This window comes from Brevundimonas sp. SPF441 (genome assembly GCF_009661015.1).
Classification (GTDB): Bacteria; Pseudomonadota; Alphaproteobacteria; order Caulobacterales; family Caulobacteraceae; genus Brevundimonas; species Brevundimonas vesicularis.
On record NZ_WJWX01000003.1, the window covers coordinates 90,865 to 114,426 of the forward strand.

Here is a 23,562-nt window from a genome sequence, read left to right on the forward strand (position 1 = left end):
TTTCCTCGTGCGGTCGAAAAAGCCGCGATTAGAACTGAGTGGAGGTCGAGAAGCGGAAGGATTCCGTCTTGTCGTATTCTTCCTTGGACAGAACTTTGGAGATGTCGAAGCGGATCGGACCCATCGGCGACTTCCAGTGGATGCTGATGCCGGCCGATGCACGCAGCGACAGCTCATCGGCGATATTGGTATTCACCGTTCCGGTGGATGTCAGCTTGTAGCGGTCGTCCAGCACGCCCAGCGTACCGACATCGGCGAACAGCGAGGTCTTGATGCCGTATTGCTCCGGCAGATAGTTCGGCAGGGTGAGCTCAACCGTGCCGATGGCGTAGAAGTTGCCGCCCAAGGCATCGGTCGTATTCAGATCGCGTGGCCCCATACCGGCCGTCTCGAAGCCACGGAAGCTGTTTCCGCCCTTGAAGAAGCGGTCGTTGATGCGGATCGGATCGCCGTTCCAGCCGCTGACATAGCCGGTCGAGCCCTGAACACTGACGACCCAGGCTGGGGTGATGCCATAGTACCAGCTCGCATCGGCCTCGGTCTTCACATAGTTCACGTCGCCGCCCAGACCCGCAAGGTCCTGACGCAACGAACCAGCCCAGCCGCGCGTCGGACGGATCGGATCATTGGTGTAGTTGACCTGAAGCGTGTAGCCCGCCGACGAGTTGATGAAGCTGCCGATCTGATCGCAAAGCGCCGAAGATCCCTGCCCCACGCCCGAGCAGAAGCCCGTCGGCACGATGATCTCGTCGGACTTCAGGAAATAGCGCGTGCTTAGCAGCATATTTCCGTTCAGCGGGTAGGATAGACGCAGGCCCGCGCCGGTCGAGCGATAGTCGTACGACGAGTACTGGCTCAGGTCATAGCGCGAGTGGAACAGGTCGAAGCCGGCGCGCAGGTCACGGCCGAGGAACTTCGGCTCGGTGAAGCGGAAGTCGACCTGCTGGCGCAGCGAGCCCCACTCCAGACGGGCCACCACATTCTGGCCGCGCCCCCGGAAGTTCCGCTCCGAGATGCCGAGGTTGACCGTGAAAGAGTCGACGGAGCTGAAGCCCGCACCGACGGAAAGCTCTCCGGTGGGCTGTTCCTGAACGTTGACGTTGATGACCGAACGGTCTGGCGCGCTGCCGCGGGTTTCCTCGACCGTCACGTCCTTGAAGAAGCCCAGGGCGCGCAGGTTGTTGCGCGAGCGCTCCATAAGAGCGCGGTTGAAGGCGTCGCCTTCGGTCAGCAGCAGTTCGCGGCGAATGACCGGGTCGATCGTGCGGGTGTTGCCGACCACATTGATGCGATCGATATAGACGCGCTGGCCCTCGGACACGTTGAAGGTCACATCAACCGTGTCCGTCTCGGGATTGGCCTTATAGGTCGGATTGATCTCGACGAAGGCATAGCCTGCCGAACCCGCCGCGAACGTCAGGGCGTCGACCGCCTGCTCGATCTTGTCGCTTTCGTACAACTGTCCTTCCCGGATCGGCACCAGGGCCTTCAGGAAGTCGGCGTTCAGCCGGTCGTTCTGGGTGACGACCTTGATCTCACCGAAGTTGTACTTGTCGCCTTCGTTCAGCGTCAGCGTCAGCTGGAACGCCTGATCGTCCGGCTGCAGCTCGGCGACCGAGGACACCACGCGGAAATCGTAATAGCCGCGGTTAGTGTAGAACTTCCGCAGCTGCTCCTGATCGTATTCCAGGCGGTTAGGGTCGTAGTTGTCGTTATTGGAGAAGAACTTCCACCAGGTCGACTTCTCGGTGACCATCACGCCGCGCACGTCGCGATCCGAAAACGCCTCGTTGCCCAGCACGTTGATGGCGCTGATCCCGGTCTGCGGGCCTTCGTTGATCTCGAAGATCACATCGACGCGGTTCTGTTCCAGCTGGACCAGCTTCGGCGTCACAGTCGCAGAGATGCGGCCTTGCAGGCGATACAGTTCAACGATAGCGCCGACGTCTTCCTGAACCTTGGCGCGGGTATAGATGCCGCGCGGCGCCAAGGTCACTTCCTTGGTCAGCTTGTCCTTTGACAGCGCCTTGTTTCCCTCGAACACGACCTGGTTGATGATCGGGTTCTCGACGATCTGGACGATCAGATCGCCGTTCTGGATGCCCAGTTGCACATCGGCGAACAGGCCCGTCCGCGACAGGGTGCGCACCGCGACGTCCAGCACCGAGGCATCTACCGCGTCACCAGGACGGATCGGCAGATAGGAAAGGACCGTCGTCTGGTCGATCCGCTGCGCGCCCTGAACGATGATGCGGTTGATCGTGATCGTCTGCGGCGCAGCGATCTCGACACGCGGTTCGGCGGCGCTCGCCGCCGCCTGAGGCGTGGCGCTCTGAGCGGGGGTTTGGGCCGGCGTTCGAGCCGGCGCAGTAGGCGTCGTCGCCGGCGCGGTTTGGGCCAACGCGGGTGCGCCCAGTCCGGCGGCGACCGCCAGAGCCAGCAGGCTGGAGCGAGCGCTCAGTCGAACGGCGGCGCAAGAGGTCATGTCATTCATTCAGGAAACCGTCGGGGGCTGGCGTCGGCTCACGAGACGAGCCCGCCGAGGAATTGGAAGATATTGAGCTTCTGTAGGTCGTTCCACGTTGCGAACAACATAAATCCCGCCAAAAGCGCAAGGCCTGCACGATAGCCCATCTCCTGGAACCGCGCCGACACAGGCCGTTTCGCCACAGCCTCATAGCCGTAGAAAAGCAGATGTCCGCCGTCGAGGACCGGAATGGGAAGCAGATTTAGAAAGCCGATTCCGATCGAAAGTATGGCGGCCAAGGTTGTCAGCGTCAGGATCAGGTTGATCGCCATGGCGCCAGGCGCTGGATTGGCTTCGACCGCAGCCGTCGTCAGCGAGCCCGTCGCCTTGGCCATGCCCAACGGACCGCTGAACTGATCGCCCGACTCGCGGCCCGTCGCCAGGCGTCCGAGGTAGGTCAGGGTCGAGCCGATGACGTCGGCCGTTTGGCGCGCTCCCTCGGCGACAGCCTCGACCGGGCCATAGCGCACGTGGCGGACATCGCCGGCCGACGAGCCCAGCCCCAGGCCGATGCGGCCGACCTTGACCCGTCCGGCGATGGGGTCGTTCTCCTCGCGGCGTTCCGGCGTGGCGACCAGTTCAACAGGACGCCCGGCGCGCTCGACCGTGAAACGCACGGGATCGCCGGTCGAGAGCATGACGGTGCGGGTGACCGCGCTGCCGTCCTTGACGGCCTTGCCGTTCACCTCGGTGATCAGGTCGCCGACCCGGAAACCGGCGGCGGCGGCTGGCGATCCGGCTTGGACCTGAGCGACACGCGCGGGACGCAGGGACACGCCGACGGCCATGAAGACGACGGCGAAGATGGTGATGGCCAGGATGAAGTTCGCGATGGGCCCGGCCGCGACGATCAGGGCGCGCTGCCACACCGGCTTGAAGTGGAAGTAATCACGCTCGGCGCCCGGTCCACGCTCGGCGACCACGCGGCTGCGCAGTTCGTCCAGTCCGGCCCGGTCGGGCACGCTGGACGCATCCAGATCGCCCGAGAACTTCACATAGCCGCCGAGCGGCAGCCAACCGAGACGCCATTCGATGCCGTGACGATCGGTGCGGCTGGCCACGGCCTTGCCGAAGCCGACCGCGAACCGGTCCACCTTCACGCCAAAGGCGCGCGCGACGAGGAAGTGACCCAGTTCGTGGATGGTGACGATGAAGGTCAGCACCAGCAGGAACGAGGCGATGGAGATCAGGACCTGACCCAGGACGCCCAGCATTCGAAAATCGTCTCCCCTGGCCTGCTGTCAGGCCGCATTCGCAAGGCCGGCGATGACGCTCTCGGCCATTCGACGCGTCTCTGCATCGACCGAGAGGGCCGCGCCGCAGGCGTCTCCAGAACCGAAAGCCATCCCCGCTTTCGTCGCACGCTCAAGGGTTTCGGCGACGACTGCGGCAATATTGAGAAACGCCAGCTTGCGGTCAAGGAAGGCGAAGGCGGCGACCTCGTTGGCGGCATTGAACACGGCCGGCGTCGCGCCGCCCGCCTTCAGGGCCTGACGCGCCAGATCGAGGGCGGGAAAGCGCGTCAGATCGGGCGCTTCGAACGTCAGCCGACCCAGCGCAGCCAGATCCAACTTGGGCGCCGGCCACGCGATCCGGTCCGGCCAGGCCAAGGCGCAGGCGATCGGCGTGCGCATATCCGGCGGTCCCATCTGGGCCAGCGTCGAACCATCCACATATTCCACAAGGCTGTGGATGATCGATTCGGGATGCACCACGACGTCGATCCGATCCTGCGGCATATCAAACAGATAAGCCGCCTCGATCATTTCCAGGCCCTTGTTGGCCATCGTCGCGCTATCGACCGAAATCTTGGCGCCCATGCTCCAATTGGGATGGGCGACGGCCTGTTCCGGCGTGATGCCGACCATCTGCTCGCGCGGCGTCTGGCGAAACGGTCCGCCCGATGCGGTCAGGATCAGCTTGGCCACCCGCTCAGGCGCTTCGGCAGGAAACACCTGGAAGATGGCGGAGTGTTCGGAATCAACAGGGATCAAGCGCCCCCCTGCCCGCTTGACCCGTTCGATCAGGGCGGGGCCGCAGCAGACCAGGCTTTCCTTGTTGGCCAGCGCCAGGGTCGCGCCCGTTCCCGCCGCCGCCCAGGCGGACTTCAGACCCGCCGCTCCGACGATGGACGCCATGATCCAGTCGGCAGACCGCGTCGCCGCCTCAACGATGGCGGCGTCGCCGGCTGCGACAGCGACGTCCGTGCCGGACAAGGCGTCACGCAGTTCGTCCAATCGCGCTGGATCGGCGGTCACGGCCAGCTTGGGCCGCCAGCGTTTAGCCTGCTCGGCCAGTTTGGCGATATTGGCGCCGCCCGTCAGGACCTCGACCTCGAACGCGCCCGTGCCCGTCGCCTCGGCTTGAGCCATCAGGTCCAGCGTGGAAGCGCCGACCGATCCGGTCGCGCCAAGCACGGTGATGCGACGCCGGATCACGCCCCACGCTCCAGCATCAGGACGATCAGTCGGCCCGCCGCGACGACGACGACCGCGAACATCAAACCATCGACACGGTCCAGCAGGCCGCCGTGGCCGGGAATGGTGTTGCCCGCATCCTTGACCCCGAACCGTCGCTTCAGCGCCGATTCCCACAGGTCGCCCGCCATGGTCGCCAAGGCCGCGGCAAAGCCCAGCACAGCCCCCCAGACAACGCTCAAGGCCCCCATATTGACCCAGGCTGTCATGACGGCGCCCGCAACCGCGCCGGCCGCAACGCCGCCGATGAACCCGGACCAGGTCTTGTTTGGCGAGAAGCGCGGCCACAGCTTGGGGCCGCCAAAGGTGGATCCCGCCAGATAGGCCACGATGTCAGCCGACCAGGCGACGGCGAAGACCAGCACGGTCCAGTGCAGCCCGATCAAACTGTCGACGTCGCGCAGCCAGATCAGCAGGACCGAAGGCCAGCCGAGATAGAGCACGCCATAGGCGGCATCCAGCGCCTCCTGCCCTCGACTACGGGCATAGACTCCGGCCGCGACCGCGCCGAACACCAGCATGATGAAGGCGACGGACATGGCCCCGAAATGGGCGCTGATCACCGCCGCCACGACGCCGAAGCTGACCGCTCCGCCCATGACGCGGCGCGCATGGGGCGCACTCATCGCCGCCCATTCGAACGCCAGGACGACGCTGGCCGCGATCATCAGCGCCAGAAACCACACGCCGCCGCCCCACGTCGCAGCGACCGCGGCGGGCGCCAGCACGACGGCGGACGCAGCCCTGAGGGCGATATCCCGACCCTTGACCGCCATCAGGCTGTCGCGCGCTCAGGCGCGATCACGCGTCCGCCGAAACGGCGATCGCGCTGACCAAAGGCCGAGATCGCCTCAGCCAGCGCCTTGGGGCCATAGTCGGGCCACAGAATATCCTGGAAGACGAGCTCGGCGTAGGCAGCCTCCCACAACAGGAAGTTCGACAGTCGCTGCTCGCCCGACGTGCGCACGATCAGATCAAGCGGCGGCGAGCCCGCCGTGGCAAGCCCGGCTGTCAGGATCGCTTCGTTGAAAGGCTCGACCGTCTCGCCCGCCAGCACCCGCTCCATATGGCGACGCGCCGCGTCCACAAGATCCGCGCGACCGCCGTAGTTGAAGGCGACCTGCAACAGGAACCGGTCATTATGGGCGGTCTGGGCCTCGGCCCTTTCGATGATGGCGGCGATGTCGGCCGGCAGTCCTTCGCGTCGCCCCAGAATCTTCAGCCGGACGCCGGCCTTGGTCAGCCGGGCCAGATCGCTGGCGACGTAGGACCGCACCAGCCCCATCAGGTCCGACACCTCATCCTCGGGCCGGCTCCAGTTCTCGGTCGAGAAGCCGAACACCGTCAGGCAATCTATGCCCAGATCCGGCGCCGCCTGGATCGTGCGCTTCAGCGCCTGGACGCCCTCACGATGGCCCAGGGCCCGCGGCAGGCCACGCGCCTTCGCCCAGCGTCCATTGCCGTCCATGATGATGGCGACGTGGCGCGGGCCGTCCTGACCCTGCTTGTCTGGGCTTTGGCCTGAAGGCGCGGCGCGGTCTGCCGTCATCTGTCGTGCGATCCCTTCCGTACCCAGCCGTTTCGCCTCAGACCTGCATGATCTCTTGTTCCTTGGTCTTCAAGGTCTCGTCGATGCGCTTGATGGCCGCGTCGGTGTCCTTCTGGACCTCGGTCTCCATCTTCTTTTGCTCGTCCTGGCTGATCTCGCCGGCCTTCTCGGCCTTCTTCAGATCGTCGTTGGCGTCGCGGCGGACGTTGCGAACCGAGATTTTCTGCTGCTCGGCGTATTTGCCGGCCAGCTTGACCAGATCCTTGCGGCGTTCCTCGGTCAGGGGCGGGACCGGAATGCGTAGGGTCTGGCCGTCCACGATCGGGTTCAGGCCCAGGTTGGCGTTGCGGATCGCCTTTTCGACGGCGACCACCATGCCCTTGTCCCAGACGCTGACGCTGATCATGCGCGGCTCGGGCACGCTGATGGCGGCGACGGCGGTCAGGGGCGAGGCCGAGCCGTAGGCCTCGACCCGTACGGGCTCCAGCAGGCCGGCGTTGGCGCGACCGGTGCGCAGACCGCTGAACTCTTCCTTCAGTGCGGCGACGGAGCGATCCATGCGGTCGCGATAGGTCTTCAGTTCAGGCTTTGCCATGGTCTTGGTCTCTCTTGTCTTTCCTGGTCAGGCGAACGTTCAGGCGACGTCCTGAATGACCGTGAACGTGCCTTCGCCGGTCAGGGTCCGGCGCAGCGAATTGTCTTCCCGAATGGAGAAGACCACGATCGGTATGCCCGTGTCGCGCATCATGGCGATGGCCGAGGCGTCCATGACGCGCAGATCCTTGGCCAGCACATCCTGATAGGACAACGTCTCATACCGCGTCGCGTCAGGATCCTTCTTCGGGTCGGCGGTATAGACCCCGTCCACGCTGGTGCCCTTCAGCAGGGCGTCGCAACCCATTTCCGCCGCACGCAGCGCTGCGCCCGAGTCCGTGGTGAAGAACGGTGCGCCCACGCCGGCGGCGAAGATCACGACCCGGCCCTTTTCCAGGTGCCGCAGGGCGCGACGGCGGATGTAGGGTTCGGCGATGGCCGCCATCGGAATGGCGCTCTGCACGCGGGTCGAGACGCCGATCTTCTCCAGCGCCGACTGCATGGCCAGGGCGTTCATGATCGTCGCCAGCATGCCCATATAGTCGGCCTGGGCGCGCTCCATGCCGGCCGCCGCCTTCGACAGACCGCGGAAGATGTTGCCGCCGCCGATGACCAGGCAGATTTCCACGCCCTCGGCCGCTACGTCCGCGACGGCCTTGGCTACAGCATCGACCGTCTTCATATCGACGCCGAACGACTGGTCGCCCATCAGCACCTCGCCCGACACCTTCAGCAGGACGCGTTTGTAGCGGAAGGTCGAGGGGGCGTCGGGCATGCGGGAAGGTCCGTTTGACTGCGGCGCCATTGAATCAGGCGGCTTCTTATAGACGAAAGGCGCGCCGGCCATCAAAGCCGAACGCGCCCTTCTGATACAAAACCCTCACGAATGAGGGGAATGTTTTTTAGTTGCCGCCCATCATGGAGGCGACTTCCGACGCGAAGTCGGGGCCTTCGACCTTCTCGACGCCTTCACCCAGCGCCAGACGGACGAAGCCGGCCAGGTGCAGGTTGGAGGAGCCCAGTTCCTTGGCCGAGTTGGCGACCAGTTGTTCGATGGTCACGTCCGGATCCATGACGAACGGCTGCTTGGACAGCACCACGTCCTTCTGGAACTTGTTGATCTGACCTTCCACGATCTTGGCGATCATGGCTTCCGGGCGACCTTCTTCCTTGGCCTTTTCAGTCAGAACGGTGCGTTCCTTCTCGATGGCGGCGGGGTCCAGGTCGTCGGTGTTCAGCGACAGCGGCGCGGTGGCGGCGACGTGCATGGCGATCTTGCGGCCCAGTTCGCGAAGCGCGGTCTTGTCGCCCTCGCCTTCCAGCGCGACCAGCACGCCGATACGGCCGACGCCCGGCGAAACCGCATTGTGGACGTAGGTCGAGACGACGCCTTCCGACACCGACAGGCGGGCGGCGCGACGCAGTTGCATGTTTTCGCCGATGGTGGCGATCATGTTGGTCACTTCGTCCTGGACCGTCTTGCCGGCTTCCAGTTCGGCGCCGTGCAGGGCCTCGACAGAGTGGTGCTCCAGACCCAGTTGGGCGAACGACTTGGCGGCGTTCTGGAACAGCTCGTTGCGGGCGACGAAGTCGGTTTCGGCGTTGAACTCGATGGCGGCGGCGACTTCGCCCTTGCCGTCTTCCTTCGAGGCGACGGCGACCAGACCTTCGGCGGCGACGCGGTCGGCCTTCTTGGCGGCCTTGGACAGGCCCTTGGCGCGCAGCCAGTCGATCGCTGCTTCGATGTTGCCGTCGTTTTCGACCAGCGCCTTCTTGCAGTCCATCATGCCGACGCCCGAACGCTCGCGAAGCTCCTTCACGAGGGCGGCAGTGATCTCGGCCATGTTCTTCTCCTTGGGGGATTTCGTATGTGGGAACGGCCGGACTGATTTAGCCCGGCCGTGTGTCAGTTCGTCAGGCGGCGCTCAAGAACGCGAACGCCGCCCGGCGGGCGATCAGCCCTCGGCCTTCTCGGTTTCGGCAGCCGGCTCAGCAGCGGCTTCCAGTTCGGCGGCGGCGCCTTCCGTGCCGGCCGGCGCGGCTTCGGCTTCAGCCTTGGGGGCCGAGGCTTCACGCAGCATCGGCTCGACCGGAGCTTCCGAAGCGCCCAGGTCAATGCCCGAGGCCGAAGCGCCGGCGGCCAGACCGTCCAGGACGGCGTCGGCGATCAGGTCGCAGTAGGTCTGGATGGCGCGGGCGGCGTCGTCGTTGCCGGGGACCGGATAGGTGATGCCGTCCGGGTCCGAGTTGGTGTCCAGGATGGCGATGATCGGGATGTTCAGCTTGCGAGCTTCCTGGATCGCGATCGCTTCCTTGTTGGTGTCGATCACGAACATGATGTCCGGGATCGAACCCATGTCCTTGATGCCGCCCAGCGACAGCTCAAGCTTGTCCTTCTCGCGCTGCAGGTTCAGCAGCTCTTTCTTGACGCGGCCTTCGCCGCCGTTTTCCAGAATGCCTTCCAGCTCACGCAGACGAGCGATCGAGCCCGACACGGTGCGCCAGTTGGTCAGCGTGCCGCCGAGCCAACGGTTGTTCATGTAGTACTGGGCGCAGCGCTTGGCGGCTTCGGCGACCGGCTCTGCGGCTTGGCGCTTGGTGCCGACGAACAGAACGCGACCGCCCTTGGCGGCGACTTCGCGCACGGCCACCAGAGCCTGGTGGAACAGCGGCATCGTCTGCGACAGGTCGATGATGTGGATGTTCGAGCGCGAGCCGAAGATGTAGCGGTCCATCTTCGGGTTCCAGCGGTGCGTCTGGTGGCCGAAGTGGGCGCCTGCTTCAAGCAGGGTGCGCATCGAGAATTCAGGCAGAGCCATGATCGTTCAGTCCTTTTTCCGATCAAACGTGGCGCGGGGGATTAAAGGTCTGAAAGACCCTCGGAATGGTGCGGATCGGGATGTCTCCCCGAAGCGCGCCTCTCCCGCGTTGCGAAATGCGGGGGCCATGTAGGCCGGATGGGCCGCAATAGCAAGCGCAGCCCTGCAAATGCGGAAAAAGGCGGCCCTTTCGGGACCGCCTTTGGTCAGCAACGCGACGGCTGCTTTTACTTCATCGCGTCCAGCAGGGTCCGGGCGCGGTCGCGGTGTGCGGTGACGGGCGTCACCAGTTCGCGCGCAAGGGTGGCCAGAGCCGGCGCATCGGTGTTGTCGGCAAAGCCGTTCAGCAGCGTCAGCGTCTCGTTGTGGGCGGCAACCTGCTGGTCCAGATAGACCTTGTCGAAGTCATCCGGCGTCGCCGCGTTCAGATTGTCGATCAGGCCCTTGCGGCGTTCGTCCAACGTCGTGGGGATGGCGACGTTCGGCGCAGCGGTCGCCTGAGCGGCGGCCAGCTTCTCGCCGGCGGCGGTGTGATCCTTGGTGATCATGGCGGCCAAGGCCTTCACGTCCGCATTCTTGGACTTGGCGGCGGCGATCTTGGCGGCTTCCAGCTCGTACATGTTGCCGGTGCCCAGACCGGTGACGAAACCGTCGACGGTGTTGGCGCCCATGGTCATGGCCGAGGTCTGGCCCACGACGCCGGACGTGGCGTCCTGGGTGGCGTTGACCGCTTCGCCGGTGTTCTGGGCGGCGCTGTCGCCACCCTGGTTGCAGGCGGCGAGAAGGGCCAGCGAGGCGACGCTGGCGATGGCGAGATATTTCATTGGAACAGTCTCCCTATGGACTGACCAAACCCATCACGCGTCCGTGAGGTTCCGAAAAATCAAAAGCTTGACCATATCCGAGGGGGCTTAGGCGTCCTCCAGCATGACGACGCCCGGCGCTGACTTCAGCGCGCCGCGCAGGGCCCCGTCCAGGCGATAACGACCGGGAATCTTGACCTCCACCTCGCGCCCTTGATCGAGGCCTGCGATCATCAGCGACACCTCCCCGCCCTTGCCGATCGCGCCTGATCGCGCGCGTTCCAGCCGCGCCTTCAGCGCCTCGGCGTCTGCACTGCGGGCCGAGACATGGATGCGAAGGCCGATGTTGGCGTCGTCCAGCAGATTGTCCATTTGCGAGGCGTCGTCGCCGAAGAAGCGCACCTCCCCCTCAGACGACTTGGCGCGCACGCGCACCATGACCGAGGCGCCGGGCTCCAGCACCTCGCGGCATTTGCGCAGTTGTTCGGGCGGGAACAGGCATTCGAACTCGCCGGTCGGATCCGAGAAGGTCACGAAGGCGAACTTCTCGCCCGTCCGCGCGCTCGCCCGCTCCTGCTTGCGACGCACGACGCCCGCCATCTGGAACGCCTCGTGGCCGGACTCCGCCAGCGGAATCGCTTCGGCGACGAAGGTGACGCGCTTGCGCTTCAGGGCTGAGGTCATCTCGTCCAGCGGGTGGCCCGACAGATAGAAGCCGACCGCCGACAGTTCGTGATCCAGCCTCTCCGGCCCGACCCAGGGTTCGACGCTCTTCAGACGCGGCCGAGCGGCATGGGCCTGGTCGCCGCCAAACAATGACACCTGAGACGAGGCGCGTTCGGCCGCCACGCTCTGGCAATAGGCCATCAGAACGTCGGCCTGTTCCAGCAACTGCCGCCGGTTGGGGTGGATGCTGTCGAAGGCGCCGGCCTTGGCCAAACCTTCCAGCGCGCGCTTGTTGACGCTGCGCGGATCGATGCGCTCAAGGAAGTCGAAGATGTCGGCGAAGCGGCCGCCCGTCTCGCGCACCTCGATGACGTGTTTCATCGCCTCGAGACCCACGTTTCGGATCGCGCCCAGGGCGTAGAGCACCGCGCCCTTGTCGTCGTCCCAGGCCACGTCGAAGTCGGCCGATGAGCGATTGATGTCGGGCGCCAGGACCGGCACGTCGAACCGTTTGGCGTCCTGATAGAAGACCGCCAGCTTGTCGGTGTTCGACAAGTCCAGGCTCATGGAGGCCGCGAAGAACTCAACCGGCTGATTGGCCTTCAGCCACCCCGTCTGGAACGAGATCAGGGCGTAGGCGGCGGCGTGAGACTTGTTGAAGCCGTATCCGGCGAATTTGGCGACTAGGTCGAAGATGGAGCCGGACTGGGTCTCCGGCACGGCCTTCTCGGCGGCGCCCTTGACGAAGCGAAGGCGCTGGAAATCCATCTCCTCCTTCTTCTTCTTGCCCATGGCCCGACGGAGCAGGTCGGCCTCGCCTAGGCTGTAGCCCGCCAGGATCTGGGCGATCTTCATCACCTGTTCCTGGTAGATGATGACGCCGTAGGTCTCGGTCAGCACCTCTTTCAGGCTGGGGTGCAGGTAATCGACCTCGGCGCGCCCGAACTTACGGTCGATATAGGTGTCGATCATCTCCATCGGCCCCGGCCGATAAAGCGAAATCAGGGCGGTGATCTCTTCGATGGAGCCGCAACGCATCTTGCGCAGGGTGTCGCGCATGCCCTGGGATTCCAGCTGGAACACCCCGACCGTCTGGCCAGAGGCCATCAGCTCATAGGTGCGCGCATCATCCAGCGGCAGGCTGTTCCAGTCTTTCGCTGCGCCGCGCCGTTCGAGATAGCCGCGCGCCCGATCCAGCACCGTCAGCGTCTTCAGGCCCAGGAAGTCGAACTTCACCAGGCCCGCCGGCTCGACCCATTTCATGTTGAACTGGGACGCCGGAATGGTGGAGCGCGGATCCTGATACAGCGGCACCAGTTCGGTCAGCGGCCGGTCGCCGATGACGATGCCGGCGGCGTGGGTCGAGGCGTTGCGGTATAGCCCCTCCAGCTCCAGCGCGGTTTCCAGCAGGGTCTTCACCGCCGGCTCGGCGTCGCGCGCCTCCTTCAGGCGCGGCTCGATGTCGATGGCTTGGGCCAGGGTGACGGGCGCGGCCGGATTGTTCGGCACCATCTTGCAGAGCCGGTCGACCTGACCCAGCGGCATCTGCAGCACCCGACCCACGTCGCGCAACACGGCCCGCGCCTGCAAGGTGCCGAAGGTGATGATCTGGGCCACCCGGTCCTTGCCGTAGCGGTCCTGAACATAGTCGATCACCTCTTCGCGCCGCTCCTGGCAGAAGTCGATGTCGAAATCGGGCATGGAGACGCGTTCGGGGTTCAGGAACCGCTCGAACAGCAGGCCGAACCGCAGCGGGTCCAGATCGGTAATGGTCAGGGACCAGGCGACCAGCGAGCCGGCGCCGGAGCCCCGCCCCGGCCCCACGGGAATGCCGTGGGTCTTGGCCCATTTGATGAAGTCCGACACGATGAGGAAGTAGCCGGGGAAGCCCATCTGCTGGATGATCCCGACCTCCCATTCCAGGCGGGTCCAGTATTCCTCTTCGGGCACGGCCGGCGTGACCTCGGTCAGGCGGACCTTCAGCCCCTCGCGCGCCTGGTGGGCCAGTTCATCGGCCTCGGAGCGCCCGGCGCCGGTATCGAAGCGCGGCAGGATGGGCGCGTGCGTATTGACCAGGAAGGCGCAGCGCCGCGCGATGTCGATGGTGTTGTCGCAAGCCTCGGGCAGGTCGGCGAACAGCTCGCGCATGACGGCGGCGGGCTTGAACCAGTGTTCGCCGGTGATGCGGCGGCGATCCTCCTGGCCGGTGAAGGCGCCATCGGCGATGCACAGCAGGGCGTCGTGGGATTTGGCCTGCGCCGCCTTGGCGTAATAGACGTCGTTGGTGGCGACCAGCGGCACGTCGTTGGCGTAGGCCCATTCGACCAGCCCCGGCTCGGCGCGCTTTTCGTCCTCCAGCCCGTGGCGTTGCAGCTCGACGTAGAAGCGGTCGCCGAACGCCGCCTTCATCGCCGCCAGCGCAGCGGCGCCATCGGCCTTCTTGCCTTGGGCGAACAGCGGATCGACCGGGCCGTCCGGGCCTCCGGACAGCAGGATCAGGCCTTCGGAGCGGGCGACGACCTGCTCCCAGGCCACGCCCGGCTCGGCCATTTCTCCGGCGTCCAGATACGCGGATGACGACAGGGCGCACAGGTTCAGCCACCCGGCTGTATCTTGGGCCAGCAGAACCACGGTCGGCACCTTGGCCCAGCGCGCGTTGATCTGGCCGCCGATCCCGAAGACCGGCAGGGCGCAGGCCACGATCGGTTGAACACCTGCATCCTTCGCCGTCTGGCTGAACTCCAGCGCGCCGAACAGGTTAGCCCGGTCCGCCACCCCGACCGCCGGCATTACGGAGTCGGCCGCCAGCTTGCCGACCTTGGCCGCCTTGATCGCGCCTTCCAGCAGCGAATAGGCCGAGCGGACCCGCAGATGGACAAAACCCTGACTGTTCACCGGCTCGTTCACGCCTTCTTCGACCCTGGCCCGCTGAAGAGCCCTGCTCTACCCTGAGTCTCATATCGGGCGGCGCGCGGCCATCGCAAACCGGTCGCCCCACGGATCGGCTGTGGATCGCTGGCTTCGGACGGTCCTCGAAAAAACACCGTCTAAAGTGTCTAATTCGTCTGATCTCAGGCGGTGACGCTGATCGCCACGGTCCAGACCATCCAGACGAAACCGCCGCACGACGCCAGCGACAGCATATCCCTCATCAAACGCGGCATGACCTTGGCTCCGAGACATCCGTTATGTTCTGCTAATGTTCTATGTTGGCGTTTTGTTCCGGTCAAGTCGTTCTCGGTGAAACCGTTTACGCGTCGCCGTCGTAGTCATTGCAACAGGAGATGAGACCATGTCCCTTCGCACGACTGCCCTCGCCGCCGTTGCATCCTTGACCGTCGCTGCGCTGGCGATCGGAGCGCCCCTGGCCCGTCAGGCCGAGGCGCAGACGGCGTTTCAGACCGCGATCTTCGCCGGCGGCTGCTTCTGGTCGGAGGAGAAGGCCTTCGACGACGTGCAGGGGGTGCGCTCGGCCGTGTCCGGCTTCGTCGGCGGCCATACCGCCAACCCGACCTATGAGCAGGTGGTGCGCGGCGGCACGGGCCATATGGAGGCGGTGCAGGTGACCTTCGATCCGCGCGTCGTCAGCTATCGCACCTTGGTCGACCGCTATTGGCGCACCATCGACCCGACCGATCCGAACGGTCAGTTCTGCGACCAGGGGCCGTCCTATCGATCCGCCGTCTTTGCGACAGCGACCCAACGCGCGGACGCCGTCGCCTCGCGCGATGCGGCGATGCGGGTGTTGAGAAAGAGCTTCACGACGCCGGTTGTCGGCGCCCAGCGTTTCTGGCCCGCAGGCGAGGAGCACCAGAACTACGCCAAACGCCACGCCGCCAACTATCAGGCCTACCGGATCGGATGCCGCCGCCCCGAACGTCTGCGAGCGATCTGGGGCGACGCCGCCGTCAGCTGATCGATAGGCGTGGCTCAGTAGGCGTGGCTCTGGGCCTCGCGCTGTTCCAGATGACCGTCCTTCAGGGCGAAGACACGGTCCATATGGCCGGCCAACTCCATATTGTGGGTGGCGATCAGGGCGGCGACGCCTGTGGTCTTGGCTAGGTCGCGCAGGGATTCGAACACGGATTGGCTGGTGGTCGGATCCAGATTGCCGGTCGGCTCGTCGGCCAGCAGCAGGCGTGGGCCGTTGGCCAGCGCGCGACCGATGGCGACACGCTGCTGTTCGCCGCCCGACAGCTGAGCCGGCTGGTGCGTCAGGCGTTCGCCCAGCCCCAGGGCCGTCAGCGTGACCTCGGCGCGTTTGCGCGCCTCGTCCTGGGCCACCCCGGCGATCCGCATCGGCAGGGCGACATTGTCGCGCGCGTCGAACTCGGGCAGCAGGTGGTGGAACTGATAGACGAAGCCGATTCGGCCCAGGCGCAGGCGTGTGCGGGCGCGCTCGTCCAGATCGCCGACCTGTTCGCCGTCGATGGCGACCGTGCCGCTGGTGGGCTTCTCCAACAGGCCGGCGGCGTGCAGCAGCGACGACTTGCCAGAGCCCGACGGTCCGATCAGTCCGACCAGTTCGCCGGGATAAACGTCCAGATCCACGCCCTTCAGCACGGTCAGGCCGCCTTGGGCGGTGTCATAGGTGCGGGTCAGGCCGCGCACCGAAAGGATGGGAGCCTTACTCATAGCGAAGCGCCTCCACGGGATCGATGCGAGACGCGTTCCAGGACGGCGGCAGGCTGGCGATACAGCTCATCAACAGGGACCAGAAGGCCACCCAGGTCACGTCGACCGGATCGACCAGGGCCGGAATGGCGTCCAGCATATAGACGTCGGAATCGAACAGCTTGGTCTGCAGCACGAACTCCAGGAAATGCTGGATCGAACCAATGTTCCAGCAGAACAGCAGACCCAGGATCAGCCCCGCGATGGTGCCCGCAACCCCGATCATGGCGCCGGCCATGAAGAAGACGCGCAGGATCGCCGAGGGGCTAGCGCCGATAGTGCGCAGGATGGCGATGTCGCGGCCCTTGTTCTTCACCAGCATGACGATGCCGGAGATGATGTTCATGGCGGCGATGGCGACGACGAGGCCCAGGATGATGCTCATGGCCACGCGTTCGACCTTCAGCGCGCCGTAGAAGGCGGCGAGCCGCTCGCGCCAGTCGCTGACGACCGAGCCGGGACCGGCGGCGTCGCGGATGGCGGCGGTCAGGGCGCCGACCTGATCGGGATCATCGACCTTGATCTCGATCGCGTCCCAGACGCCTTCCTTGCCAAAGAAGAGCTGCTGCTGCTCCAGCGGCATGAAGATGAAGGCGCGGTCGTAATCGGCGGCGCCCGAGCGGAACAGGCCGCCGACGAAATAGGTCTTTTCGAGCCCGCCGAGGTTGCCGAAGGCGCTGTCGGCCCCGGTCGGCGAATACAGGGTCACAGGATCGCCGACGCGCAGGCCCATGGAGTTGGCCAAGGCCGCGCCGACCAGAATGCGGTCGCCGCCATAGGGCCCCTTGCCGAAGCTGGCGCGCTCCTGCGGGCTTAAGCTGTCGAAGACATACTGGGTCTTGGCCAGATCCTCAGGGCGGATGCCCTTGGCGATGGCGCCGGTCGTATAGCTGCCGACGCGGATCAGGCTTTGGGCCTCGTTCAGCGGACTGGCGCTGGCCACGCCCGGCACGGCCTGGATGCGCTTAAGGGCGGCTTCGCGATCCGGCGAGGTCAGGACCTGCCCCTGCACATACATATGGCCGTTGAACGCCAGCATGCGGCCCAGCAGTTCGCTGCGGAAGCCGGACATGATGCTCATCACGCTGATCAGCACGGCGACGGCCAGCATGATGCCGATGAAGCTGATTACAGCGATGGTGGCGACGCCGCCTTCCTTGCGCTTGGCGCGCAGGTAGCGCAGGGCCAGGCCGATCTCCCACGAGGAGAAGGCGCCGGACGGACGAGACGGCAGGCTCAAGCGGTCAGCCTTTCGATAGCTTCGGCGAGCGGCACGGAGACCTTCTCGCCAGTAGCGCGACGTTTCAGTTCGACCACGCCGTCCGCCAGCCCCTTGGGACCGATGGTCAGCTGCCACGGCACGCCGATCAGGTCAGCGGTGGCGAACTTGCCGCCGGGACGTTCGTCGGTGTCGTCGTAGAGGACGTCCTTGCCGAGCTTTTCAAGCTGGGCCACCGCGTCTTCGCAGGCGGCCGAGACGGCCTCGTCATTGGCGCGCAGATTAATCACGACCACGTCGAAAGGCGCGACCGCGTCGGGCCAGATGATGCCGCCGGCGTCGTGGCTCGCTTCGATGATGGCCCCCAGCAGGCGCGACACGCCGACGCCATAGCTGCCCATGTGGACCTCGGCGTCCTGACCGTCAGGCCCCGCGACCTTGGCCTTCATCGGGGCGGAATATTTGGTCCCGAAGTAGAAGATGTGGCCGACCTCGATGCCGCGCGCAGACAGGCGGTCGCCCTCGGCGGTCTTGGCCTCGAACTGCGAAGGATCGTGCATCTCTTCGGTGGCGGCGTAGAGGGCGGTGCGTTCGTCGAAGACGGCCTGGACGGCCTCCGCGCTGAAGTCGTCGCCGGGCGCGGGCATCTCGACCAGCTTGCGGTCGCAGAAGACCTCGCTCTCGCCGGTTTCGGCCAGGACGATGAACTCGTGGCTCAGATCGCCGCCGATGGGGCCGGTGTCGGCGCGCATCGGCACGGCCTTCAAGCCCATGCGGGCGAAGGTGTTCAGATAGGCGACGAACATGCGGTTGTAGGCGACGCGGGCCGCAGCCTCGTCCACGTCGAAGGAATAGGCGTCCTTCATCAGGAACTCGCGGCCGCGCATCACGCCAAAGCGCGGACGGCGCTCGTCACGGAACTTCCACTGGATGTGAAACAGGTTCAGCGGCAGCGACTTGTAGGACTTCACATAGGCCCGGAAGATGTCGGTGATCATCTCCTCGTTGGTCGGTCCGTACAGCAGCTCGCGCTCATGCCGGTCGGTGATCCGCAGCATCTCAGGGCCGTACGCGTCATAGCGGCCGCTCTCGCGCCACAGGTCGGCCAGTTGCAGCGTCGGCATCAGCAGTTCGACGGCACCGGCCCGTATCTGCTCTTCGCGCACGATCTGCTCGATCTTGCGCAGCACCTTCAGACCCAGCGGCAGCCAGGCGTAGATGCCGGCGGCCTCCTGCTTGATCATGCCGGCGCGCAGCATCAGCTGGTGCGAGACGATCTGGGCGTCCGAAGGAGCTTCCTTCAGCGTGGGCAGGAAAAAGCGCGACAGGCGCATGGTCGGGAATCCTAGGCGTAGAGACGGAACAAGGCTTTAGCCGCTCGGACGGGGCGAAAGCTAGGCCGATGCGTCGTTTAGACGGCCGGGCCGCTGGCGAAGTTCGGCAGGGGCAGCCAGCCCGTGAAGATCAGGACCATCACGAACGCCCAGACCAAGGCCGAGACCCAAGTGGTCGTCAGAAACTTCTTTTTCAGATTGGGCGTCTTGGGCGCGCCCCATTGTGAGCCGTCGGTCGGCGGCTCGTGCGTCTCGCTGGCCGTGCCCAGCGGCAGCACGGCGAACAGGACCGTCCACCAGGCGATGATGTAGATGCCGACCATGGTGAAGACGCCGATAGGCATGACGGACCTCTAGGGATGGGGCCGGCCGACGCCGTAGCGGGCCGCCAGATAGGGAGCGATGGCGTGATCCTGAAGGAAGCGCCGGCCGGTCGTTTCGCTGACCTCAGCCTCGGGCCAATCCAGTTCGCCGTCCAGGATCAGAATGGGGCAGCTCTGATGGGCCTCGCCGACCTGGTCGATGACCGGCTGGCGCGGGCGCGGATGGTCCAGATAGACGACGTCGAGCGCATCGCGAAGCTGAGGATAGAAGGCCAGGACACCCTCGATATAGGCCCCGGGCGGGCAGAACCACGGACCGCCCTGGTCGTCGTGCCAGTCGGGGTTCAGCAGGAAGAGTCGCTCGGTCATCGGCATGGATATATCCGAGTTGAGGTCGTCGGCGCGACCGCTATTCGCACGATGCGCCAAACCCCGGCGCCCGTAGCGCAAGAAGGATCGAAGAGCGCGCCTGCTGCGTGATCGCCCCGGCGCCTTGCAGCACGCAACCGACCGCCGTGTTCGAGTTAGGCGCCAGAAGGCCGTAGGTCAGGCCTTCCTGCGCCAGGCGAGCCTGGGCGCCCTTCAACGTCTCGACAGCCGTCGCGACGCGCGCCGGGTCATTGGTGATGCGGGTCATCTCGTGCAGCGCCTCGCCCGAACTGGGAAAGTCATAGGCGTTCGGATCGAACGACGCGATCTCGGCCGACAGTCGTTCGGGATGAATGTCGATGCCGAACTTGGCGTTCTGGCTGGCGGAGAAGGCGATGGCCGGCCCACTCTCAGGCACAACCAGAATATAAGCATGACGGGGAAACAGCAGATATTGCGCCATGAACTTGGTCACCGGCACCAGCGGCATCCCGTCCGGTCCTAGGGCATGGGCGCCGACATAGACGCCCGACGGCACGCTGCGCGCATCGATCCGGCCATTCAGCTTCAGGATGCGATCGACCATGACGTGGTCGAGCAGAAAGACGCCGTCCTCCGCCTCGCGCTCCAGATAGGCATGGATGGCGGCGGTGTCGGGCGCTGGTCCCAGATCGCGGCCATAGACGGTCGGAAAGGCAGTCGGCGACATCGGCTGGCCGTCGGGCGGGCTGAACCACAGCACTCGCAGCTCGTGAACCGTCCGCACCAGGGGATCTTCGCCCCGGAACGTCGACAGGCTGAGCACCAGATTGATGACGGCGAACAGGACGACGAAGCCGACCAGCCCCTGCCCCGAAATCACCACCCATCGCCGCCACCCACGCAGCGGATGACGGGCGTGCCGAATCCGCTCCAGCAGGCGGCGCGCACGGGCAGGCTTTTTCGACATGCGTTTCCCCGACCGTTCAGGCACACGACCAATGCGCCCGAACGGTCAAGGTTGCATCAGACGCGCAGGACGACCGTCTCGACGATGGGACGACGATCCCAGATCTGCTGGCTGGCCTTTTTCAGCACGCGGGCGACAGCCTGTTCGATGACCATTTCATCGTCCAGCGCATCGCCTTTCAGGCCCTTGACCACCTGTTCGACGCGCTCGGCCAGCTTGTCCAGCGCATCGCCGAGCGGCGTGGCGGTATCGCCGGGCAGGCCGACGCTGCGGATGTCGATGTCGCTGGCGATGCGACCGCGCTTGTCCAAAGCAAAGCTGACGATCAGCACGCCGTTGGTCGAGGCGTGACGACGCTCCTTCAGGGCCTCGCCTTGCTCGGTCACCAGCATGCCGCCGTCGACATAGAGGCGGCCGTTCGGCACCTCGTCGATGATCTTGGCTGGGCCAGGGGCCAGGCGGACCATGTCGCCGTTGCGCGGCGTCACCGTTTCCGGAACACCCATGTCCTTGGCCAGGTTGGCGTGTTCCAAGAGGAAGCGACGCACGCCGTGGGTCGGCACCGCAATCTGCGGCCGGGCCCATTCGTACATCTGCTTCAGCTCGTCACGGCAGGGGTGGCCGGAGACGTGGATGCCTGGGTGATCCTTCTCGGTGTAGAGTCGCACGCCGCGGTCCGCGAGCCGGTCCTGCAGATTGCCGATCGCCAGTTCGTTGCCGGGGATCTGGCGCGACGAGAAGATGCAGTGGTCGCCCAGACCCAATTTCACGACCGGATGGGTGCCGTCAGCGACGCGCGACAGGGCCGCCCTCGCCTCACCCTGGCTGCCGGTGCACAGATACAGGATCTGATCGGCGGGCCAGACGCGGGCCTCCTCGTCCGACAGGAAGGGCTTCACGTCCTTCAGCATGCCGACGTGTTTGGCCGCCGCCGTGATCCGGTGCATCGAACGACCGGCCAAAGCCACGCGACGCCCGCAGGCCTCGGCCGCACGGATCACGCTGTCCATACGGGCGACGTTGGAGGCGAAACAGCCGACCGCGACGCGCCCCTTCAGGCTGGCGATCAGTTTGGAGATGGCGACGGCGACATCGCCCTCGGACCCGGCGACGCCCGGCACGAAGACATTGGTCGAATCGCAGACCATGGCCAGCACGCCTTCGTCGCCCAGGGCGCGGATGACGGGGGCGTCGGTCTTGGTCCCGATCACCGGCTGGTCGTCGATCTTCCAGTCGCCGGTGTGGAACACCATGCCCAGCGGCGTATCGATGGCCAGGCCGCTGGGCTCGGCGATCGAGTGGGTCATGTTGACGAAGGTCACGCCGAACGTGCCGATGTCGACGGTCCCGCCCAGCGGCACCTCGATCAGTTCGACCTCATCCAGAATGCCACGCTCGCGCAGCTTGTCGCGGATCAGATAGGCGGTGAAGGGCGTGGCGTAGATCGGCGCCTTGATGCGCGGCCACAGCCAGCCCAGGGCGCCGATGTGATCCTCGTGCGCGTGGGTCAGCACGATGCCCTTGATGTTCTCACCCTCCAGGAAGGTGGGATCCGGCACGATCACATCCACGCCGGGCGTGGACAGGTCGCCGAAGGTGACGCCGACGTCGACGATCAGCCATTCACGGTTCGCCTCAGGGCCGAAGCCATAGGCGTTCAGGTTCATACCGACCTCGTCCGAGCCGCCCAGCGGCAGGAAAACGAGTTCGTCTTGGGTTTGCTTTTTCATTCAATCAGTCAAATGGGCGTTACGACGCCAGATTTCGAGGAGGCCGCGAATAGTCAGGTCGGGATCGAAGTGATCGATGCTGTGGGTCGCGCCTTCGAACAGGCTGGCGACCCCGCCGGTGCCGACGACGGTCATGGGCTTGCCCCACTCCGCCTTGATGCGCCCGACCAGGCCTTCGATCAACGAGATATAGCCCCAGAAAACGCCGGACTGCATGGCCTCGACCGTGCCCTTGCCGATGACGTTCTCGGGTTTCTGGATGGCGATGCGCGGCAACTTGGCGGCTGCTTCATGCAGCGCCTGAAGCGACAGATTGATGCCGGGCGCGATCAGACCGCCCTCGAAGGCGCCGTCGCCCGAGACGATGTCAAAGGTCGTCGCCGTGCCGCTGTCGATCAGCAGAAGGTCGCCGGGATACATCAGCGAGGCGCCCACAGCATTCACCAGACGGTCGGCGCCCGCCTCGCTGGGCTTGGCGATCCGCACCTCGATGCCCAGTTCGGCGTTCTCGCCGATGACCAGCGGTTCGATGTTCAGATAGCGCCGCGCCAGATTGCGCAGGTTGAAGATCGATTGGGGCACGACGCTGGAGATGATGCAGCCGCCGAGCGCATCGAACTTAAGCCCCTTCATCACCATCAGCTGGTTCAGCCAGACGGCGTATTCGTCGGCCGTGCGGCTGGCCTCGGTCGCAGCGCGCCACTGGGCGATCCAATCCGTGCCGTCGTGGACCGCGAACAGCGTATTGGTGTTGCCCTGCTCGATGGCCAGAAGCATCAGGCGGCTTTCCCGAAGAAGACATCGCCCGCGGAAATCAAACGTACCGAACCGTCGGCCAGACGCAGGCGCAGGGCGCCATCCGGCTCCACGCCCTCGGCCTGTCCCTCGATCGTCTCGTTATCTAGTCGCGCGACGCACGGTCCGTTGAGGCCCGTCAGGCGGCTGGTCCAGGCGTCGAGCACGGGCTCGAAGCCCATCGTCTGCCAGCGCCCCCACCAGACGGCGAAAGTCTCGGCCAGGATTTCGGCGGCGGCCTCGATCGGCGGGACATAGGCCAGGTCGGCGCGCAGACGTTCGGCAACCGAGGTCGCCCCCCGCTCGGTGCCCTCGGGCGCATGGGCCAGGTTCACGCCGATGCCGACCGCCAGCCAGAGGTCGCCGTTCGCATGCCGGCCGGATTCGACTAGGATGCCCGACACCTTGACCCCGTCCAGCAGGACGTCGTTGGGCCATTTTATCGAAACGAGCGCGGGCGAGACGAAGACGTCCAGCAGGTCCGCGACGGCCAGGGCGGCGATGAAGGTGGCTTGGGCCGCCTCCGCCGCCGACTTGGGCGTGGTGATCAGAAGGGTGGCGGCCAGATTGCCCTGATCGGTGTCCCACTTGCGACCCCGCCGACCGCGACCGGCAGTCTGGCGCCGTGCCACGATCCAGCGCGGTCCCGCCTCTCCGGCCTCGGCGAGGCGGCGCGCCTCGGCGTTGGTCGAGTCGATCTCGTCGAGGATGACCAGAGGGATGGGCGCCAACGC

Annotated in this window: 21 protein-coding genes; 1 reads left to right on the forward strand and 20 read right to left on the reverse strand. The window is 65.5% G+C overall.

Features of this window, described 5'->3' with window-relative positions; all coding sequences use genetic code 11:
• Nucleotides 1-28: 28 nt before the first annotated feature.
• The 11 genes from bamA to dnaE all read right to left on the reverse strand — a co-directional run bounded on the left by bamA (nt 29) and on the right by dnaE (nt 14,342).
• Nucleotides 29-2,494 (reverse strand): outer membrane protein assembly factor BamA, encoded by a 2,466-nt coding sequence (gene bamA / locus GGC30_RS03335; protein ID WP_153922721.1) that lies wholly within the window; start codon nt 2,492-2,494, stop codon nt 29-31.
• Between the two features lie 29 nt (nt 2,495-2,523).
• Entirely contained in the window at nt 2,524-3,741 is a 1,218-nt protein-coding gene (locus GGC30_RS03340; RefSeq protein ID WP_153922722.1) for an RIP metalloprotease, read from the reverse strand.
• A gap of 27 nt (nt 3,742-3,768) precedes the next feature.
• Nucleotides 3,769-4,965 carry a 1-deoxy-D-xylulose-5-phosphate reductoisomerase gene (gene dxr, locus GGC30_RS03345; protein ID WP_370451855.1) on the reverse strand — a complete coding sequence of 399 codons (1,197 nt, stop codon included), beginning with the start codon at nt 4,963-4,965 and terminating at the stop codon, nt 3,769-3,771.
• Nucleotides 4,962-5,780, reverse strand: coding sequence for a phosphatidate cytidylyltransferase (locus GGC30_RS03350; protein WP_055809107.1), 819 nt, complete (start codon nt 5,778-5,780; stop codon nt 4,962-4,964). The genes dxr and GGC30_RS03350 overlap by 4 nt, the downstream gene beginning before the upstream one ends.
• Nucleotides 5,780-6,553: a polyprenyl diphosphate synthase gene (gene uppS / locus GGC30_RS03355; protein ID WP_153922723.1), complete on the reverse strand. Its 774-nt coding sequence runs from the start codon at nt 6,551-6,553 to the stop codon at nt 5,780-5,782. Before uppS ends, GGC30_RS03350 begins: the two co-directional genes overlap by 1 nt.
• Nucleotides 6,554-6,590: 37 nt before the next feature.
• Nucleotides 6,591-7,148 carry a ribosome recycling factor gene (gene frr, locus GGC30_RS03360; RefSeq protein ID WP_055753507.1) on the reverse strand — a complete coding sequence of 186 codons (558 nt, stop codon included), beginning with the start codon at nt 7,146-7,148 and terminating at the stop codon, nt 6,591-6,593.
• 39 nt (nt 7,149-7,187) lie between these two features.
• Nucleotides 7,188-7,922 (reverse strand): UMP kinase, encoded by a 735-nt coding sequence (gene pyrH / locus GGC30_RS03365; RefSeq protein WP_045811327.1) that lies wholly within the window; start codon nt 7,920-7,922, stop codon nt 7,188-7,190.
• 127 nt (nt 7,923-8,049) lie between these two features.
• Nucleotides 8,050-8,991 carry a translation elongation factor Ts gene (gene tsf / locus GGC30_RS03370; protein ID WP_055753506.1) on the reverse strand — a complete coding sequence of 314 codons (942 nt, stop codon included), beginning with the start codon at nt 8,989-8,991 and terminating at the stop codon, nt 8,050-8,052.
• Nucleotides 8,992-9,102: 111 nt separating this feature from the next.
• Nucleotides 9,103-9,966 (reverse strand): 30S ribosomal protein S2, encoded by an 864-nt coding sequence (rpsB, locus tag GGC30_RS03375; RefSeq protein ID WP_017503967.1) that lies wholly within the window; start codon nt 9,964-9,966, stop codon nt 9,103-9,105.
• Between the two features lie 227 nt (nt 9,967-10,193).
• Nucleotides 10,194-10,790: a DUF4142 domain-containing protein gene (locus tag GGC30_RS03380; RefSeq protein ID WP_153922724.1), complete on the reverse strand. Its 597-nt coding sequence runs from the start codon at nt 10,788-10,790 to the stop codon at nt 10,194-10,196.
• Nucleotides 10,791-10,877: 87 nt separating this feature from the next.
• Nucleotides 10,878-14,342, reverse strand: coding sequence for a DNA polymerase III subunit alpha (gene dnaE, locus GGC30_RS03385; RefSeq protein ID WP_370451856.1), 3,465 nt, complete (start codon nt 14,340-14,342; stop codon nt 10,878-10,880).
• A 385-nt stretch (nt 14,343-14,727) separates the two neighbouring features.
• Between dnaE and msrA the strand changes: the two genes are divergently transcribed.
• On the forward strand, nt 14,728-15,351 hold the full coding sequence (gene msrA / locus GGC30_RS03390) for a peptide-methionine (S)-S-oxide reductase MsrA (protein ID WP_153922725.1): 624 nt from the start codon (nt 14,728-14,730) through the stop codon (nt 15,349-15,351).
• A 14-nt stretch (nt 15,352-15,365) separates the two neighbouring features.
• On the opposite strand, the gene GGC30_RS03395 is transcribed toward msrA, so the two are convergent.
• The 9 genes from GGC30_RS03395 to GGC30_RS03435 all read right to left on the reverse strand — a co-directional run bounded on the left by GGC30_RS03395 (nt 15,366) and on the right by GGC30_RS03435 (nt 23,559).
• The gene (locus tag GGC30_RS03395) at nt 15,366-16,070 is read right to left on the reverse strand and encodes an ABC transporter ATP-binding protein (RefSeq protein WP_055809096.1); all 705 of its coding nucleotides are present in this window, start codon (nt 16,068-16,070) and stop codon (nt 15,366-15,368) included.
• Nucleotides 16,063-17,349, reverse strand: coding sequence for a lipoprotein-releasing ABC transporter permease subunit (locus GGC30_RS03400; RefSeq protein ID WP_082465008.1), 1,287 nt, complete (start codon nt 17,347-17,349; stop codon nt 16,063-16,065). The genes GGC30_RS03395 and GGC30_RS03400 overlap by 8 nt, the downstream gene beginning before the upstream one ends.
• A complete protein-coding gene (gene proS, locus GGC30_RS03405; protein WP_153922726.1) occupies nt 17,346-18,662 on the reverse strand; it encodes a proline--tRNA ligase in 1,317 nt (438 codons plus the stop codon). Before proS ends, GGC30_RS03400 begins: the two co-directional genes overlap by 4 nt.
• A 77-nt stretch (nt 18,663-18,739) precedes the next feature.
• Nucleotides 18,740-19,006 (reverse strand): DUF1467 family protein, encoded by a 267-nt coding sequence (locus GGC30_RS03410; RefSeq protein WP_017503976.1) that lies wholly within the window; start codon nt 19,004-19,006, stop codon nt 18,740-18,742.
• Between the two features lie 9 nt (nt 19,007-19,015).
• A complete protein-coding gene (locus tag GGC30_RS03415; RefSeq protein WP_228763565.1) occupies nt 19,016-19,360 on the reverse strand; it encodes a DUF3088 family protein in 345 nt (114 codons plus the stop codon).
• Between the two features lie 34 nt (nt 19,361-19,394).
• Nucleotides 19,395-20,303, reverse strand: coding sequence for a hypothetical protein (locus GGC30_RS03420; RefSeq protein ID WP_153922727.1), 909 nt, complete (start codon nt 20,301-20,303; stop codon nt 19,395-19,397).
• 56 nt (nt 20,304-20,359) lie between these two features.
• Nucleotides 20,360-22,033 (reverse strand): ribonuclease J, encoded by a 1,674-nt coding sequence (locus tag GGC30_RS03425; protein WP_055753498.1) that lies wholly within the window; start codon nt 22,031-22,033, stop codon nt 20,360-20,362.
• Nucleotides 22,034-22,813 (reverse strand): type III pantothenate kinase, encoded by a 780-nt coding sequence (locus GGC30_RS03430; RefSeq protein ID WP_153922728.1) that lies wholly within the window; start codon nt 22,811-22,813, stop codon nt 22,034-22,036. It abuts the gene before it with no gap.
• A complete protein-coding gene (locus tag GGC30_RS03435) occupies nt 22,810-23,559 on the reverse strand; it encodes a biotin--[acetyl-CoA-carboxylase] ligase (protein ID WP_153922729.1) in 750 nt (249 codons plus the stop codon). Before GGC30_RS03435 ends, GGC30_RS03430 begins: the two co-directional genes overlap by 4 nt.
• Nucleotides 23,560-23,562: the final 3 nt, after the last annotated feature.